A 17,820-nucleotide genomic window follows, 5' to 3' on the forward strand; every position below is an offset into this window, starting at 1 on the left:
TTCTGTATTGGTCTCTCAGGCATGGGTCCCCGCTTGCGCGAGGACAGGGAAGATGGGGCGGTGAGCCAGCGGGAGAAGACTCCGCCCTGGTACCAGCGGGAAAGCACTCCGCCCTAGTAAATGCCGCCCATGCGTTTGCGAACCCGCGTGGCTTCGGTATCGGTCGCGGGTTGCGGCTGGTCGTCGGGGGTGTCGGCGATGGTGGCCTGGGGCGCGGCGCCGGGCTCGGTGCCGGGGCGGAACGCCTCCAGGATCACGTCGGTGTCGCCGGGCGACGGCAGTTTGCCGGTCTTCCGGTCGATGCGGACGAACCGCACCCCTTCCGGTGCCCGGAACGGGTGGGCCGGATAGAAATCCAGCGCCTGCTTCATGAAATCGCCGAAGATCGGCGCGGCCACGACGCCGCCGGCTTCGTGCGGCCCCAGGCTTGCCGGCTGGTCGAAGCCGACGAACACGCCCACTGCCAGGTTCGAACTGAAACCGATGAACCAGGTGTCGCGCGCGTCGTTGCTGGTGCCGGTCTTGCCGGCAAGCGGCACGCCCGGAATGCGGGCGCGTTTGGCCGTGCCGCGGTCGATCACGCCCTGCAACATCGAGACGATCTGATAGATCGACACCGGGTCGTCCACCTGCTCGGCCTGCCAGTCCGGCAGCGGAACGGCGTCCAGAATGGCGGCGGGCCCGGAGCAATCGGGGCAGGGGCGGGCATCGTGGCGGTATTCGGTCTTGCCGAACCGGTTCTGGATGCGGTCGATGAAACTCGGCTGGACGCGCTTGCCGCCATTGACCAGCATGGCATAGGCGGTGGTGAGCTTGAGCAGCGTGGTCTCGCCGCTGCCGAGCGCCATGGCCAGCACCGGCGCCATGTCCTCGATCACGTCGAAACGCGCGGCGGTGGCCGCGATCTTGTCCATGCCCACCGCATTGGCGAGGCGCACCGTCATCAGATTGCGCGAAAACTCGATGCCGAGGCGCATGGGCGAGGGGCCGTAAAACCGGCCCGAGCTGTAGTTCGAGGGCTTCCAGCCGCTGCCCAGCACCGTCGGGTCGCGCATCACGAACGGCGCGTCCTGGATGATGGTGGCTGGGGTGAAGCCGTTGTCCAGCGCCGTCAGATAGACGAACGGCTTGAAGGCCGATCCCGGCTGGCGCTTGGCCTGCACCGCCCGGTTGAACTCGCTGCGGCGCGCATTGTAGCCGCCGACCATGGCCAGCATGCGGCCGGTATAGGGATCGACCGCGATCAGCGCGCCGTCGACCGCCGGTGCCTGGGTCAGGGCGAAGTCGCCCTTGTCGAGCGGCTTGCCGTCGGTGTCGAACGGGCGCACCAGGATCACGTCGCCGGCGCTGACCACGTCGGACGGCCGCTTCGGATCGCCGACCCGCCGGGAGTTTTGCTCGTACCCGCCGGCCCACTCCATCTGGCCAAAGGGCAGGGTGCCCTTGCTGCCGTCGGCAAAGGCGATGGCGACGGATTGGGCGCCGACCTCGCGCACCACCGCCAGCCGGGCCTCGGTGCCGGGATCGGGGTCTTCCACCGCGGCCAGCGCCTTCTGCCAGTCGCCGGCCAGGTCGATCCGCGCGACCGGGCCGCGATAGCCATGACGGCGGTCATAGACCTCCAGCCCGCGGCGGAGCGCGGCCTGGGCGATGGTTTGCAGGCGCGGGTCCATGGTCGTGCGCACCGACAGACCGCCCTCGTACAGCTTGGTGTTGCCGAACTCGTTGGCCAGTTCGCGCCGCACCTGCTCGGCAAACCAGGGGGCGGGCTGCTTTCCGGTCTTGTCCAGCCCGGGGGCTTCGAGCGGCAGCGCCCGCTCGGACGTCAGGACGGCCTCGGAAATCAGCCCCTCGTCGGCCATGCGTTGCAGCACGACATTGCGGCGGGCCAGCGCCTCGTCATGATTGCGCACCGGGTTGTAGGCGCTGGGGGCTTTCGGCAGGCCCGCCAGGAAGGCGATTTCGCCCGGATGCAATTCGTCCAGCGTCTTGCCGAAATAGCGTTCGGCGGCGGCGCCGATGCCATAGGCGCCCGCCCCCAGATAAATTTCGTTCAGATAAAGTTCGAGGATACGGTCCTTCGGCAGGGCGCGTTCGATGCGGAAGGCGAGGATGGCCTCCTTGATCTTGCGCTGCCAGGACACCTCGCTCGACAGCGAGAAATTCTTGGCCACCTGCTGGGTGATGGTGGAACCGCCGACCAGCCGGCGGCCGGTGCCGATATTGCGCAGATTGGTGACGGCCGCGCGCAGAATGCCGCGAACGTCGATGCCGTGATGCTGATAGAAATTGTTGTCTTCCGCCGCCAGGAAGGCGTTCTTGACCATGGGCGGCACTTCTTCGATCGGCACGAACACCCGGTTTTCGGTCGCGTACTCGGCCATCAACTCGCCGTTTTCCGCATACAGGCGGGTGGTGATCGGCGGCACATAGGCTTCCAGCGCGCGGTTGTCCGGCAGGTCGCTGGCAAAGTGGTAGACAGCGGCGAGGCCAGCGGCGAGGCCGATCACCATCACCACCAGATAGGCCCACAGGCCGCGCAACAACCATCGCTTCATTCGACTGCTTCCGCCGTTGTCGGTGCGTTCGCCGTTCGAGACGCCTGCGCCCTACCTAAGCGTTCGGGGCGCCGTCGTCGACCCCGCGCGCCCGCGGCCTCGCAGCGCTCAACGGTCATCGGCCGCTGCCTGCCTGCGGTCGGCGAAGAAACTGTCGGTGGCGGCGACAATGCCGTCGATGATCGCCGCCCGGTGTTTCGCCGAAAGCAACAGCCGCTCTTCCTGGGGGTGCGAGAGAAAGCCCAGTTCGATGAGGGCGGCCGGCACGTCCGGCGCCTTGAGGACCGCAAAGCCCGCGTGCCGGATCGGGCGGTCCAGCACCGGCACCCGCAAAACCATGGCCTGGATCAACTGGTTGGCAAAGCGCACCGACTGGTTCTTGGTCTCGCGCTGGGCCAGGTCGATCAGGATCGAGACCACTTCCGGCTGCTCGTCCGACAGGTCGAGGCCGCCAATGGCATCGGCCCGGTTCTCCTGCTTCGCCAGCGCTGCGGCCTCGGCATCGGACGCCTGGTCCGACAGGGTATAGACCGACAGGCCGCGCGCCCGGGGATCGATCGCGGAATCGGCGTGCAGGGACAGGAACAGGTCGGCGTCGAGGCGCCGGGCGATGTGCATGCGTTCGCGCAGCGGCAGGAACCGATCGTTGTTGCGGGTCAGGACGACGCGGTAGCGGCCGGTATCGCGGAGCGCCCGCGCCAGTTGCTGTGCCACGGCCAGGGTGACCGATTTCTCCAGCGTGTTGTGCCGGCCGAGCGCGCCGGGGTCGACGCCGCCATGGCCGGGGTCGATCACCACCAGCGGCCGCGGTTGCCGGCTATGACGGGTCGGGCGCGGCGGCGGGATCGGCACTTCGCGGAAATTGCCGAACTCCTGCGCGCGGTAGGTCCGGTCGGCCCGCCATTGCAGTTCCAGCGCATACCGGCGTCCGTGCGGCCGCAGCGCCACCGATTCCACCCGGATCGGACCGGCAAGATCGAACACGATGCGCAGCGTGCCTTCCCGAAACAAACCCCACCGGACCGCCTTGACCTGCCGGCTCTGTCGCGCCGCCCGTTCCAACTGGCTTTCCGGCGCGCGCCAGTCCACCGCCGGCAGGTCGACCACCAGCCGCAGCGGCGAGGCCAGGGTGAACGCCCGGTAACCGACGTTTGCATCGACCATCAGTTGCACGGTGCTGGCCGGGCCCTGCTGCACCAGTTCGACATCCAGGACTTGGGGCCTGGCCATCGCGCCGGCGGCCGGCAGGATCGATCCGGCCAGCAGGCACAGCCACAGCCCGACGACCCAGCCGGTGGCACGGGGCGATCGGGGGAAGATGGATTCGGCCATCACGCGCTCGCGGAGGAGACAGGTCACCGCTAGGGCTTAACGGCGCTGCGGCGCAAACGCAATCGTCGGCAGAGACCGCCGTCCGCCGCGGCAAGCCTCCGCGGCAACGCGACCGCCAACAAAGAATTGTAAGCAGTCGCAAAACAGGCTATGTAAACACCACATTCGGATGGTGCGCGGTGCGCGATGTCATGCGTTCGGCCTTTCGATCGAGTGGAAGCCCGGCGGCAGGGTGTTTTCAAGCCCCGCCGACCCGCGTGCGAATCACCGCCGCCCGCTGCGCATTTCCCGTTTGACACTCTTGATGGAGGTTGAAGCACCGTTGCGTTCACCGACCGCGCCGTTTTTCCACTCAAGCGCGATTTTCGTGACGCTACCGGCTTGCTTGGACCTTCCGCCCCAATACCACACCGAACGGCCCAGCCGGATCAGTTCGATGCCTGCGCGCCGGTTGCTGGCCAGGCTTCTACCCGCGATTCGCGGCTCCGAAGTCCGCCACCCGGCGGTTTATCCGCCTTCGCTCAACCGCGCGCCCCTCACACGAACGCCCCCCGGCTCCCCATCGGCCGTTCGCCGATCGGAGACCATCGTTTATGACCAAACGGATGTTGATCGATTCCAGCCATGCGGAGCAAACCCGCGTGGTCATCATGGAAGGCAACACGCTTCTTGAGTACGATTCGGAACTTAGCAGCCAACGAGCGCTCAAGGGCAATATCTACCTGGCCAAGATCACCCGGGTAGAGCCGTCGCTCCAGGCGGCATTCGTCGATTACGGCGGCAACCGCCACGGCTTTCTGCCGTTCAGCGAAATCCACCCGGATTACTACCGCATTCCGGTCGCCGACCGGGAGGCGTTGCTGGCCGAACAGGCGCGCGCGCACCGCAATGACGATTTCGACGACGACGGCGACGATGATGACGCCGCGGAGGCGGCAGACGATGCCGCAGACGAGGCGGACGAGCGCGACGCCGACGATGCCGCGGACGATGCGGACGAGGACGGTGCCGACGCGGCGCTGACGGCGGAAGATGGCGCCGCGGCGTATGCCGAGCCTTCGGACGACGACGCGGACGAAGACGATGACGACGGCGAGGCGGAAAAGCCCCGTGCCCGGCGCAACGGCCGGGGCCGCAGCAATGGCCGCGGCCGGCGCAAGGACAGCCGCGACGAGCAGGACCGCCGCCGCGGCGCGCGGCTGCGTCGCTCCTACACCATCCAGGAAGTGATCAAGCGCGGCCAGATCATGCTGGTCCAGGTGGTGAAGGAGGAGCGCGGCACCAAGGGCGCGGCCGTCACCACCTATCTGTCGCTGGCCGGCCGCTATTGCGTGCTGATGCCGAACACGGCGCGCGGCGGCGGCATCAGCCGCAAGATCACCCAGGGCCGCGACCGCAAGCGGCTGAAGGGCATTGTCGACTCGCTGGAGATTCCGGGCGGCATGGCGGTGATCGTGCGCACCGCCGGCATCGGCCGCACCAAGTCCGAGATCAAGCGCGATTTCGACTATCTGGCCAAGACCTGGGAACAGATCCGCGAGGTGACGCTGCAATCGCGCGCGCCGGCGCTGATCTACGAGGAAAGCCAGCTCATCAAGCGGGTGCTGCGCGACAGCTATAGCCGCGAGATCGAGGAGGTGCTGGTCCAGGGCGATGCCGCCTATCGCGAGGCCAAGGACTTCATGAAGACCTTGATGCCGAGCCACGCCAAGCGGGTGCAGCCCTACAAGGACAGCTCGCCGCCGCTGTTCCACCGCTTCAAGGTGGATTCGCAGTTGGAGCATCTGCACTCGCCCATCGTGCAGCTGCGTTCCGGCGGCTATCTGGTCATCAACCTGACCGAGGCGCTGGTGGCGATCGACATCAACTCCGGCCGGGCCACGCGCGAGCGCCATATCGAGGAAACGGCGCTCAAGACCAATCTGGAAGCGTCCGAGGAAATCGCCCGCCAGTTGCGCTTGCGCGATCTGGCCGGCCTGATCGTCATCGACTTCATCGACATGGAGGACCGGCGCAACAACGCCGCGGTCGAGCGCCGGCTGAAAGACGCGCTGCGCAACGACCGTGCCCGCGTGCAGGTGGGCCGCATCAGTTCGCTCGGCCTGCTGGAGATGTCGCGCCAGCGCCTGCGGCCGTCCTTGCTGGAAACGATGATGCAGCCCTGCCCGCATTGCGAGGGCACCGGCCGCATTCACTCCGTCGGCACCAGCGCGCTGCATGTGTTGCGGGCGCTGGAAGACCATGGCCTGCGCGGCAATGCCGGTGTGGCCCGGGTGACCCTGGCGCCGGACGTGGCCTTCTACATCCTGAACGACAAGCGGGACGAACTGGCCCGGTTCGAGCGCGATTACAACCTGTTCTGCCGTTTCGAGCCCGACTCGACCCTGGTGCCGCCCGACATGCGGGTGGAGATGCTGGAGCGCGGCGAGTCGCCGACCCTCGACCTGGTGCCGCTGCCGGCGCCGGTCGTTGAGGCGGACGAAGAGGACGAGGACGAGGTCGAGGAGGCGGCCGAGGCGCGCAGCAGCCAGCCGCGTCGCGGTCGCCGCAATGGCGCCGCCGAACCAGCGGAGGACGAGGCCGACCGGCGCCGCGGTCGCCGCGGCGGTCGCCGCCGGCGGCGCGACGGCGAGGAGGCCGCCGTGGAGGCGGCCGAGCCGGTCGAACAGCCGGTTGCCGAGGAGAGCGGCGAGGCGGGCGAGGGCGATGCCGGCGACAGCAGCCGCAACAACCGCCGCCGCCGCCGCCGCCGTCGGCCGCGTCCGGAGACGAAGAGCCTGCCGGGTGTCGCGGTGTTTGCCCGTGCGGCCACGCCGCTGGCCTTCCATGTCGCGCCCGAGCCGGACCTGGAGGCGGACGGCAGCGAGGCGGAGAGCGAGGCCGAGCCGGTTGCCGAGGAGAAGCCGCGGGCGCGCAGCGACCGGCGCAAGGACAAGGGACGCCGGGGCCGGGCACGCAAGGAAGAAGTGACGGCAGAGGACGCGACGGTCAACGGCGCCGCCGCGCCCGTGCCGGAATCCGAGCCCGAGGCCGAGCCCGAGGCCGAGCCTGAGGCCGCGCCCGAGGCGGTCGGGGATGCCGTGCCCTCCGGGACGGAAGCCGCGGCGGAGCCAGAGGCGACCGAAGCTGCGGTCGAGCCGGAGACGGGCGAGGCAGACGCGGCGTCGGTTGTAACCGACGCATCCGACGCAATCGACGAGGCGCCCGCGGCCGAGGAACCGGCGGCTGCCGCCGAACCGGAAGCCGAGCCGGAAGCCGAGCCGGAACCGGAACTGGTGACGGCCGAGAGTGCGCCTGCACCCGCCATGGCCGGGAGCGAGCCGAGTCGGGGGGAACGCGCCGAATCCGAGCCGCTCCTGCCGACGCGGGAGCCGGCGGCGTCGGAGGCCAAGCGGCCGCGCCGTCGCGGCTGGTGGCAGCGGTTGCTGGAATAGCCCCGCCCCTGCCGGGTGTATCGGCGGCGGACACCGGATCGCCCGCGGTCCGGGCTCTCTGGACGGGCTCTCTGGACGGGCGGGCGCCGGTGCGGCAGACTCCTGATCTCGCAACAGGAGGCTGTCGATGACGGTTCTCACCCCGACATTGGTCTTGCGGGCCTACGCCATGGGCGTGTTCCCGATGGCGGAGTCCCATGACGCGGAAACCCTGTACTGGGTCGATCCGGACCGGCGGGGCGTGCTGCCGCTCGATGCGATCCATGTGCCGCGAAGGCTGAAGCGCACCGTGCGGCAGGGCCGCTTTCGGGTGCGGTGCGATACGGATTTCGAAGGCGTGATCGACGGCTGTGCGGAGGCGACCCCGGACCGCCGCGATACCTGGATCAATGCGGAAGTGCGCTCGCTGTTCCGGGCGCTCTATGACATGGGCGTGGTCCACACGGTCGAGTGCTGGCAGGACGATGCCCTGGTGGGCGGCCTCTATGGCCTGCGCCTCGGCGGGGCGTTTTTCGGCGAGAGCATGTTCAGCCGGGTGCGCGACGCCAGCAAGGTGGCGCTGGTGCACCTGGCGGCGCGTCTGTGCGATGGCGGCTTCACCCTGCTGGACACGCAGTTCATCACCGACCATCTGGCCCGGTTCGGCACGGTCGAGATTCCGCGCGACGACTACCGCGACCAGCTGGAGCGGGCCCTGACGGTGCGGGCGGACTTCCGGGCGGACCTGCCCCAGGCGGCTCTGGAAGCCTTTCTGGACCGCTGCATCTGAGCGCGGCGGCGGTGTTCGAAGGTGGACACCGGCCCCGGGTCTCGACCCCGCCTCGCGCGGGGGAGCAGGCGGCGGCGAGATCGGGGGGAAACCACACCAAGGAATGGTGTACCCCGGACGGTGCGGAGCGCCGATGTACCCCGGACGGTGCGGAGCGCCGATGTACCCCGGACGGTGCGGAGCGCCGATCCGGGGCCGCTCGCTGTCGCGAACACCGGCGGCGGCGGTGTTCGATGAAGGATACCGGCCCCGGGTCTCGGCTCGGCCTCGCCCGGGGAACAGGCGGCGCCTTATTCGGCGGCGGTTTCGGCCGTGCGCCGTTCGCCGGTACGGGCCTCGTAGGTCTCGAACCAGCGCCGGCCGCCGCCTTTCTGGTTCTCGTAGATCGAGCCCTGGTTTTTCGCCGCCGGCAGCGGCAGGCGCACCGGCACCGCCTCGACCCGCGGTTCGCGGGTGCTGACGCCGCGGGCGATGCGGGATTCATAGGCCTCGTAATCGCCCTTCAAGCCCACCATCGGAAAGGCATCGGCGGCGGCGTACTCGGTCAGCAACAGCCGGCGCTGGCGGTTCGAGGTGTTCAGGGCCGAGCCATGCACCGCGCGCACATGGTGGATGGTCATGGAGCCGGCCGGCCCGGTCAGCATCTCCGCGCCGGAGAGGTCCAGGCCGATGGCATCCGGATCGAAGGCGCCGCAGAAAAAGCCGTCATGGTGGTGGTCGTAGACCGGCCCCTTGTGGCTGCCCGGCAGCACCATCAGCGGCCCGTTGCTTTCGTCGCAGTCGTCCAGCAGCAGGCCGGTGGCCAGCACGTCGTCATTGGTGTGCGGGTAGAAGGCCCAGTCCTGGTGCCATTCCACCGGCGCACCATAGCCGGCCGCCTTCATGTTCATCTTCGCGCCGTAGATGCGGATGTTTTCGCCCAGCAGCGGCACCAGCACGTCGGTGATGTCGGTGTCGCAGAACAATTCGCGGAAGAAGGGAAAATGGTTGTGCGGCTCCTTGATCCGGCGCACGCGCGGATTGCTGGCGGAATGGCTGTCTTCCAGGTCGTAGACGCTGTTGTGCTCGGTGACGCTGGCCGCCTGGGCGATGATCCGCTCGGTCTCCTCGCGCAGCCGGCGCAGTTTTTCCGGGCTGAGGACGCCTTCGACGACGACATAGCCCTTTTCGAAATACTCTTCGACCTGCTGTTGGGAGAGGCGGACGGGCATGGCGCGCGGTTCCTGCGTTTGTTTTTGGGCCTGCGGGGCACTCTGCCCCTTTACCCCGAAGCGGGCAAGCGGCACTACTGCGGCTTCTCTCCGTGTGGAAAGCCGTTGCCTGCCGTGGCTGCCCTGGCGCCCTTTCTGTTCATCTGCCTGTGGTCCGGCGCCTTCATCGCGGTGCGGGCCGGCTTGCCGGATGTCTCGCCGCTGTATTTCCTGTCGGTGCGCTTCGCCATTGCCGGCTCGGTGCTGGCGGTGATCGTCTCGCTCTGGCAGCCGCGGCGCTGGCGGGAATTGCGCGGGCGCTGGGCGCTGACGGCGCTGGCGGGCGTGCTGATGAATGGCGGCTATCTGTCGGCCGCCTATCTGGCCATGACCGAGATCACCGGCGCGACCATGGCCCTGGTCGGATCGTTGCAGCCGATCCTGGTGGCGGTGCTGTCCGGCCCGCTGCTGGGCGAGCGCTTCGGCTGGCCGCAATGGCTGGGCTTCGCGCTCGGGACCGGCGGCGTGGCGCTGGTGGCGGGCGTCAACGTGCTGCAACTGGACACCGGGGCCGGCATGGCCTGGGGCCTGGGCTCGGTCTCGTGCATGGTGGTGGGGACGCTGCTGTTCGCCCGCTATGCCAAGGGCGTGCCGGCCGCCCATGCCAACGCGCTGCAATTGCTGGCGGCCGCGGTGTTCTGTTCGGTGCTGACCCTCGTCTTCGAGGACGTGCGCGTCGTCTGGACGCCGGCCAGCGTCGGCACGCTGCTCTATCTGATTTTCGGCGTGTCGCTGGGCGGCATGGGCCTGTATCTCTACATGCTGAACCGCGGCGCCGCCGGCAAGGTGGCGGCGAATTTCTACCTGACCCCCGGCCTGACCGCGGTGTTCGGCTATGGGTTGCTGGGCGAGACCCTGCCGCCGACGGCGCTGGCCGGCTTTGCCATGGCGATGGCGGGCCTCTGGCTGGTTCAGGGGCGGGCCGCCCTCGCAGGGCGCGCGCGCCGCACCTGAGCCTCGCGCCAGATCACGAACAGGCCGCTGGTAACGATCACCGCGCCGCCGGCGATGGTGTAGGCGTCGGGAAGCTGGTCGAACATCAGATAGCCGAGCAGCACGCTGGCGACGATGCGGGTGTAGTTGATCGGCGCCAGCAGCGACGCATCGGCCAGGCGGAAGGCATTGAACATGCAGATATGCGCCGCCAGGCCGACAAAGCCCGCCAGGAACACATAGCCGAACTGGTAGAGCGTGATCGGCGTCCAGAAAAAGGGCGCGGCCGGTATGGCGCCGACGGCCGCCACCACCTGGGTGTAGAGCAGGGTGGTCATGGCGCTGTCCTGGCCGGCCAGCTTGCGGGTGATGAGCTGGAACAGGGCGAAAAACACCGCGGAGCCGATGGGCAGCAGCGCCGCCCACTGGAACACCGCCGAGCCGGGCCGCACCACGATCAACGCCCCCGCCAGGCCCACCAGCACCGCCACCCAGCGCCGCCAACCCACTTTCTCGCCCAGAATGGGGCCGGCCAGGGCGACCATGAACAGCGGGCCGGTGAAGTTGATCACCGTCGCCTCCGCCAGCGGCAGGAAGCGCAATGCTGCGAAGATGAAGGTCAGCGAGCCGAGAATGCAGAGGCCGCGCGCCACTTGCAGCCACGGCCGGTTGGTCTTCGCCAGCTTGCGCACATTCTGGCGGGTCACGCCGAAATAGAGCGCCAGCACGATTAGCACGCAACAGAGATAGAGCCAGACCACCTGGGGGCTGGGCATGCTCTGGCCCAGCACCTTGGCCATGGCGTCGGCGAGCGCAATGAAGGAGAGGCCGGCGGTGAACAGCAACACGCCGGCAACGGTGGGCGGCAGGCTCACGGTGAAACGCTCCCGCCTACGCCTTGCCCTGCAGCGCGCTGAGCGTCGTCTGCGCGGTGTTCAACTCCAGGCTGGTGCGCACCTCGATCACCACCGGGCCGTCGGTCGCCATCGCCTCGCGCAGCACCGGCTCGACGTCGTCGGGCTCCAGAATGCGCAGGCCCTTGGCGCCGAAGGCGGCGGCGTAGGCGGCGAAGTCCGGATTGCGCAGCGTCGTCACCGGATGGGCCCGGTTCGGGAAATGGGTTTCCTGATGGAAGCGGATGGTGCCGTAATGCTGGTTGTTCGAGACGATGATGCGAGGCTTGGCGCCGGTCAGCATGGCGGTGGCCAGTTCCGAGCCGGTCATCAGCGCGCCGCCATCGCCGCAGAAGCTGAACACCTGCCGCTCGGGAAAGCGCAGCGAGGCGGCGACGCCGGCCGGAATGCCCATGCCCATGGCGCCGATCTCGGAGCCGAGCAGCAATTGCGTGCGGCGGAAGCGGAAGCGCTGGTGCAGCCAGCTCATGAAATTGCCGGCGTCGGTGGTGACGATGGCATCCGGCGGCGCCAGGCGGCTGAGCCCGTCCACCACATGGGCGAAGTCGATGCCGTCGGCGGCGGTGCGCGGCGGCAGCGAGGCCCCGCCCAGATAGGCGTCATGCGCCCGCCGGGTCCAGGCGGCGCGGCCGGCGGGCGGCGGCGGCGCGTTGCGGCCGGCGAGCGCGGCGAGGAAGCCCGGCGCGTCGGCGACAATGGCGTGGTCGGTGCGATGGCGCACGCCCACCTCCGCCGGGTCCGGGTGGATATGGACGAAGGTCTGCGCCTCGCCCGGAATGGTGTAGGCGAGATTGGTGGCGCCGGTCAGCCGCGTGCCGATGGCGACGACCACGTCCGCGTCCCAGGCGGTGCGGCGCACGTCCATCGGCGGGCGCACGCCCAGCTCGCCGGCATAGAGCGGGTGTTCGTGGTCGAACACGTCCTGGTGCTCGTAGACCGGCATCACCGGCACCTGATACGCCTCCGCCACCTGGGCCAGCAGGTCGCGGGCGCGGCCGGTGTGCTCGCCGGCGATCAGCACCGGGCGCTCGGACCGGGCGAGCAGGTCGGCAACGGCGGAAACGTCCGCCTCCGCCGCGCCGGGGCGGCCGAGCGGCTGCGGGTCGCGGGGCTCCGCCTCGGTTGCCGCCTCCAGCACGTCGGTGGGCAGGGCGACGATGACCGGCCCCGGCGTGCCGGTCTGGGCGACGTGAAACGCGCGGGCGGTGATCTCGGCGATGCGGTTCGGGTCGTTCACCTGCTCGACGCGCTTTGCCATGTCGGCGAAGGTTTTGGTGAAGTCCATTTCCTGGGTGTGGGTCTTGCCGATGGAGCGGGTACCGACCTGGCCCAGCATCACCACCAGCGGCACGCCGCCCTGATGGGCCGAGTGGATCGCGACCGCCGCATTGGTGGCGCCGGGGCCGCGGCTCGCAAACACCACGCCCGGCCGGCCGGTGCATTTCGCGTCGGCCACGGCCATGAAGGCCGCCCCGCCCTCGTGCCGGCACGAGACGATTTCCAGCGCCGGGTCCTCGACCAGGGCATCCATGACCGCCAGATAGCTTTCGCCCGGCACGCAGAAGGCGCGGTCGACGCCGTGGCTGCGCAGGGTTTCCACCAGAACTTTTGCAGCGGTCCGGGGCATCGGTTTCCTCGATTTTGGCAAAGCGGTCGCGTGGGCGAAGGCTGGAAGAATGGCCAGCTTGCCCCTATCTTCATCACTCTGCAACGGCTGTGCCGGTGGTATCGCCGGTGCGGTTACGGTACAATGCCACCCGAGAGAGCGATTTTCGCAGATTAAGGAACAACCATGGAGGCGCTGCAGGCCAAGTTTCAGATCGGGCAGGTGGTGCGGCACCGGCGATTCCCGTTTCGCGGTGTGATTTTCGACGTCGATCCCACCTTCGCGAACAGCGAGGAATGGTGGCTGTCGATCCCGGAAGAGTCGCGGCCGCGCAAGGACCAGCCCTATTACCATCTGTTCGCCGAGAACGCCGAGACCACGTACATCGCCTATGTCTCGGAGCAGAATTTGCTGGTGGACGAGAGCGGCAAGCCGGTGCGGCACCCGGATCTGGCAGCGGTGTTCACCGGCATGAAAAACGGCCAGTACGTGCTGCGCTCCGAACACGCGCACTGACCTTCGGCTCGCGGGGCGCGGCGCGGGCGGGACAGGATAGCCGCGACGCGGACGGGACGGGATAGCCGCGGCGCGGCGTGGCGGCTAACATTGCCGCCACGATCATTCCCGCCCTACGAGAAAGTGCCCCCCGATGCGAGCCTTCGAAGGAATCCGCGTGTTCGACGCCACCCAGGGCGTCGCCGGCCCCCATTGCGCCATGCTGCTGGCCCAGCACGGCGCCGACGTCGTCAAGGTGGAGCCGCTGGCCGGCGACTGGGGCCGGGCCATCGGCAAGAAGCATGGCGAGCACTGCGCCTATGGCCTGTCGGTCAACCGCGGCAAGCGCTCCATCGCGCTGGACCTGAAGCACGCCGAGGGCCTCGCCATCGCGCAAAAGCTGGCATTCGAGGCGGACGTGGTGCTGGAAAGCTTCCGTCCGGGGGTGATGGGCCGGTTCGGGCTCGACTATGCGAGCGTGAAGGCCCGGAACCCGAAGACGATCTATCTTTCGGTCACCGGCTATGGCCAGCAGGGGCCCTACAGCAACCGGCCGGTCACCGATTCGGTGATCCAGGCCTATAGCGGCTGGATGTCGATCAACAGGGACAAGGACGGCCTGCCGCAGCGCATCTCCATCATCGCCATCGACGTGATGACCGGCCTTTATGCCTTCCAGGCGGTGGCGCCGGCGCTGTTTCTGCGCGAGCGCACCGGCGAGGGCCAGTATCTGGACGTGCCGCTGGCGGCCGCCGCCGCCGCGTTCCAGGCGGGCAAGATGATCGAATACACGTTGGAAGGGGCGGAGCCGTCGGTGCTGGGGGCGCCGCTCGGCACGTTCAAGACCCAGGACGGCTTCATCAACATGAACGCGCGGCGCGACACCCATTTCCGGGCGCTGTGCGACATGATCGGCCAGCCGGACTGGAAGACCGACCCGCGCTTCACCACGCCGGAAGGCCGGATCGCCAACGAGGCGGCGCTGATGGCGGTCATTCGCCCGGCGATGGAACGGAAGACCAGCGACGAGTGGCTGGGGCTGCTCGAATCCGCCGACATCCTGGTCGCCAAGGTCAACGATTACGGCGACCTGTTCGAGGATGCCCAGGTGAAGGCGGTCGACCAGGTGGTCTGGCTGGACCAGAAAGGGTTCGACCGGCCGCTGCCGGTGCCGCAAATCCCCGGCCTGCCGGCGATCGAGCCCGGCGGCTTCCTGGCGCATGTGCCGGTGCCGGGCGAGCAGACCGACGCCATCCTGGCGGAACTCGGTTTCGACGCCGACCGCATTGCGGGGCTGCGCGCCGACAAGGCGATCCGGTAGCAAATCGCGCCGCCGGTACAGGTCATTGGTCGAATTCGGCCTTGCGACAATTGACTTGGGGCGGTGACTTCCCGTGTAGTGACCGTGTTCCCGCGCGCTCGGTTCAAGGGCGTGTGCAAAAAACCGTCTGGGAGACCCAAGATGCGCCCGATTCTGACCGCCAGCCTGGCGGCCATTGCCTCTGTCGCCATCGCCGCGACCGGCCAGGCCGCCACCATGTTGAAGCTTCAGACCGCCATGGCCGCCGGCAGCTTCACCCTGAACTATCTGAACGAGGTTTGGGTGCCGAAGCTGGAGGCGATGACCTACGGCAACCTGAAAATGGAAATCCTGCCCTCCAAGGCCGTGGTGCCGCACCGCGAGACGCCGGGCGCCGTCGCCGCCGGCATTTTGCAGGGCGACCTGAACGCTATCGCGTATTTCGCCGGCAAGGACCAGGGCTTTGCGCTGATGGGCGACCTGATTGCCGGCTATGACACGGTCGAGCAGATGCAGATGTTCTGCCGCTTCGGCGGCGGCAAGGAAGTGCTGCAAAAGCTCTATGAGAAATTCTATCCGGGCAAGATCCACGTGATCGGCTGCGGCCCGTTCTCGAAAGAGGCGCTGGTCTCCAGCATTCCGATCCGCGGCGTCGCCGACTTCAAGGGCGTGAAAATCCGCTCGCCGGAGGGCCTGGCGGCCGAGGTGTTCGCGCGGGTCGGCGCCGTGCCGACGGCCATTCCCTTCCCGGAAGTCTATACCGCGCTCGACAAGGGCATCGTCGATGCGGCGGATGCCTCCAGCTACACCAACAACCAGAGCCTGGGCTTCCACAAGCTGGCGAAATACCCGATCTTCCCGGGCATCCACTCCATGGCGGTGATCCAGTTCGTCGTGAACCAGAAGGTGTGGGACAAGATCGGGCCGGAAGGCCAGGCCGCGCTGGAAACCTGGTATTATGCGGCGTGGACGGATATGAGCCGGGCTTCGGACGTGGAAGACCACAAGATCGCGGCCCAGGACAGCGCCAGCGGCACCGGCATCGAGGTCATCGACTGGTCGACCGAGGAACGGGCCAAGTTCCGCAAGATCGCGCAACAGGCCTGGGCCGATGCCTCGACCAAGAGCGATCTGGCCAAGGCCGCGTATGACGCGCACGTCAAGTTCATGAAAGAGTACGGCCTGCTCGACTAGGGGCACCGTCCTCCGCCGATCCCGTCAGCCGGTCCGCTCGGACCCGACGTGCGGCCCGATGCGATCCCGCATCGCATCGGGCGTGCGAGGCGATGACGGGATGGGCCTCGGGGGCGTCGGCGCGGCGTCCTCTTCCGCCATCAAAGCGAGATTGCGATGTTCGGCCTTCTCAATGCCATGGACCGGCTGAGCCAGTTTCTGGGTCTGTCCGTTGCCCATTTCTACCTCGTCTGCGCGATCATCACCGCCTACGAGGTCGTCATGCGCTATTTCTTCGACGCGCCGACGCTGTGGGCGTTCGAACTGGTCATGGTGGTCTGCGCCATCGCCTGGGTGATGAGCGGCCCCTATGTCACCATGCGCAACAGCCATATCGCGATCACCGTCCTCTACCAGTACACGAGCGGTACCGTGCGCTGGTGGCTGGATGTCTTTATTTTCGTGGTGTCGATCGCGGCGATGGCGGTGCTGGCCTATTCGCTCTATGGCCCGATGGCCGACGCGATCCAGGTGCTGGAGCGCAGCGGCACCAGCTTCAACTCGCCGGAGCCGCTGCTCCTGAAAACGGTGATGTTTGCCGGCGCCGCGCTCTATGCCTTGCAGGCGCTGGCCAATCTGATCCGCCATTGCATCGGCCGCGACCGCGCGCGCGTCGAACTGCCCGAATAGACCCGACGACCGCCTGAAGAGCCCGGCCCATGATCGATATCCAAACCGCGACGGTCGTCATCGTCGTTTCCATGCTGCTGCTGATGATGACGGGCATGCCGCTCGGCATCGTCACGCTGACGGTGTCCATCGGCACCGCGCTCTATGCCTTCGGCGAGCCCGGCCTGTTCCTGGTGGCCAGCAATGTGCAGGGCCTCCTGGAGAATTATTCGCTGGTGGCGGTGCCGCTGTTCGTGCTGATGGCGAACATCCTGGAACGCTCCGGCGTGGCCGAGGACCTGTTCAACGCCATGTCGATCATCGGCGGCCGCCTGCGCGGCGGCGTGGCGGTGCAGACGACGCTGGTGGCCGTCATCATGGCGGCGATGACCGGCATCATGGGCGGCGAGATCGTGATGCTGGGCCTGATCGCCCTGCCGCAGATGCTGCGCCTCGGCTATGACCGCAAGCTGGCCATGGGCGCGATCTGCGCCGGCGGCTCGCTGGCGACCCTGATCCCGCCGAGCGTCATCATGATCGTCTACGGCGTCACCGCGAACGTGTCGATCAACGACCTGTTCCTGGGCGGTTTCCTGCCGGGCATGCTGCTGGCCTCGCTCTACATCGCCTATATCCTGATCCGCAGCCATCTGCACCCGCATCTGGCGCCGATCCCGAGTGAGGCGGAGCTGTCGAAAAGCCGGTCGGAGAAGCTGGCGGCGATGAGGGGGCTGATCCTGCCGGGCCTGGTGATCGTCTGGGTGCTGGGGTCGATCTATGGCGGCATCGCCACGGTGACCGAGGCCGCCGGCGTCGGCGTGTTCGGTTCGATCGCGGCGGCGATTTTCCGCGGCCAGTTCAGCTGGGAAATGCTGAAAGAGGCGCTGCGCAAGACCATGATCACGGTCGGCACCATTATCTGGCTGGTGCTGGGTGCGGTCAGCCTGGTCGGCATTTACAACGTGATCGGCGGCACCGATTTCATGCGCTCGCTGCTGGCGGGCCTCGACCTGCCGCCCCTGGGCGTGATTTTCGTGATGATGGGCATTCTCATCATCCTCGGCACCTTCATGGAGTGGATTGCCATTGCCTTCATCACCGTGCCGATCTTCGCGCCGGTGGTGGTGCAACTGGGCTATGACCCGATCTGGTTCGGCGTGCTGTTCGTGATGAACATGCAGATCTACTTCCTGTCGCCGCCCTTCGGCCCGGCCTGTTTCTGGCTGAAGAGCGTCGCGCCGCCGGAGATCACGCTGCAGAACATTTTCGCCAGCGTCTGGCCGTTCATCATCCTGCAGGTGATCGGGCTGGCCCTGGTGATCGTGTTCCCGGATATCGTGCTGTTCCTGCCGCGCGTGTTCGGCGGATAGCCGCGCGGTCGGCGGGC

General features: G+C 67.9%; 13 protein-coding genes. 8 read left to right on the forward strand and 5 right to left on the reverse strand.

Features of this window, described 5'->3' with window-relative positions; all coding sequences use genetic code 11:
• Window positions 1–113: 113 nt before the first annotated feature.
• Together H6844_04505 and H6844_04510 are read right to left on the reverse strand one after the other, a co-directional pair.
• Window positions 114–2,558 (reverse strand): penicillin-binding protein 1A, encoded by a 2,445-nt coding sequence (locus tag H6844_04505; GenBank protein MCB9928663.1) that lies wholly within the window; start codon window positions 2,556–2,558, stop codon window positions 114–116.
• A gap of 108 nt (window positions 2,559–2,666) precedes the next feature.
• Complete coding sequence (locus tag H6844_04510; GenBank protein MCB9928664.1) at window positions 2,667–3,890, reverse strand: N-acetylmuramoyl-L-alanine amidase; 1,224 nt, start codon at window positions 3,888–3,890, stop codon at window positions 2,667–2,669.
• 593 nt (window positions 3,891–4,483) lie between these two features.
• Here H6844_04510 and H6844_04515 point away from each other — a divergent pair.
• Both H6844_04515 and H6844_04520 read left to right on the forward strand, forming a co-directional pair.
• Window positions 4,484–7,324 (forward strand): ribonuclease E/G, encoded by a 2,841-nt coding sequence (locus tag H6844_04515; GenBank protein MCB9928665.1) that lies wholly within the window; start codon window positions 4,484–4,486, stop codon window positions 7,322–7,324.
• A 127-nt stretch (window positions 7,325–7,451) separates the two neighbouring features.
• On the forward strand, window positions 7,452–8,093 hold the full coding sequence (locus H6844_04520; GenBank protein ID MCB9928666.1) for a leucyl/phenylalanyl-tRNA--protein transferase: 642 nt from the start codon (window positions 7,452–7,454) through the stop codon (window positions 8,091–8,093).
• A gap of 290 nt (window positions 8,094–8,383) precedes the next feature.
• Here H6844_04520 and H6844_04525 read toward each other — a convergent pair whose 3' ends face one another.
• Window positions 8,384–9,304, reverse strand: coding sequence for a phytanoyl-CoA dioxygenase family protein (locus tag H6844_04525; GenBank protein MCB9928667.1), 921 nt, complete (start codon window positions 9,302–9,304; stop codon window positions 8,384–8,386).
• A 105-nt stretch (window positions 9,305–9,409) separates the two neighbouring features.
• On the opposite strand from H6844_04525, the gene H6844_04530 reads away from it, so the two are divergent.
• Window positions 9,410–10,297, forward strand: coding sequence for a DMT family transporter (locus H6844_04530; protein ID MCB9928668.1), 888 nt, complete (start codon window positions 9,410–9,412; stop codon window positions 10,295–10,297).
• Here the strand turns inward: H6844_04530 and H6844_04535 are convergent.
• Both H6844_04535 and H6844_04540 read right to left on the reverse strand, forming a co-directional pair.
• Window positions 10,255–11,151: a DMT family transporter gene (locus H6844_04535; protein MCB9928669.1), complete on the reverse strand. Its 897-nt coding sequence runs from the start codon at window positions 11,149–11,151 to the stop codon at window positions 10,255–10,257. The two genes, H6844_04530 and H6844_04535, sit on opposite strands and share 43 nt — an antisense overlap.
• Window positions 11,152–11,167: 16 nt before the next feature.
• A complete protein-coding gene (locus H6844_04540) occupies window positions 11,168–12,817 on the reverse strand; it encodes a hypothetical protein (GenBank protein MCB9928670.1) in 1,650 nt (549 codons plus the stop codon).
• Window positions 12,818–12,982: 165 nt separating this feature from the next.
• Here H6844_04540 and hspQ point away from each other — a divergent pair, with 165 nt between their 5' ends.
• The 5 genes from hspQ (at window position 12,983) to H6844_04565 (ending at window position 17,803) form a co-directional block, all read left to right on the forward strand.
• Window positions 12,983–13,312, forward strand: a complete 330-nt coding sequence (hspQ, locus tag H6844_04545) for a heat shock protein HspQ (GenBank protein MCB9928671.1) — start codon at window positions 12,983–12,985, stop codon at window positions 13,310–13,312.
• A gap of 157 nt (window positions 13,313–13,469) precedes the next feature.
• Window positions 13,470–14,612: a CoA transferase gene (locus H6844_04550; GenBank protein ID MCB9928672.1), complete on the forward strand. Its 1,143-nt coding sequence runs from the start codon at window positions 13,470–13,472 to the stop codon at window positions 14,610–14,612.
• A gap of 141 nt (window positions 14,613–14,753) precedes the next feature.
• Window positions 14,754–15,785, forward strand: coding sequence for a TRAP transporter substrate-binding protein (locus H6844_04555; protein ID MCB9928673.1), 1,032 nt, complete (start codon window positions 14,754–14,756; stop codon window positions 15,783–15,785).
• A gap of 156 nt (window positions 15,786–15,941) precedes the next feature.
• Window positions 15,942–16,454 (forward strand): TRAP transporter small permease, encoded by a 513-nt coding sequence (locus H6844_04560; protein ID MCB9928674.1) that lies wholly within the window; start codon window positions 15,942–15,944, stop codon window positions 16,452–16,454.
• A 32-nt stretch (window positions 16,455–16,486) separates the two neighbouring features.
• Window positions 16,487–17,803, forward strand: coding sequence for a TRAP transporter large permease subunit (locus H6844_04565; GenBank protein ID MCB9928675.1), 1,317 nt, complete (start codon window positions 16,487–16,489; stop codon window positions 17,801–17,803).
• The last annotated feature ends 17 nt before the right edge of the window (window positions 17,804–17,820 follow it).

The organism is Alphaproteobacteria bacterium, assembly GCA_020638555.1.
GTDB lineage: Bacteria > Pseudomonadota > Alphaproteobacteria > Bin95 > Bin95 > JACKII01.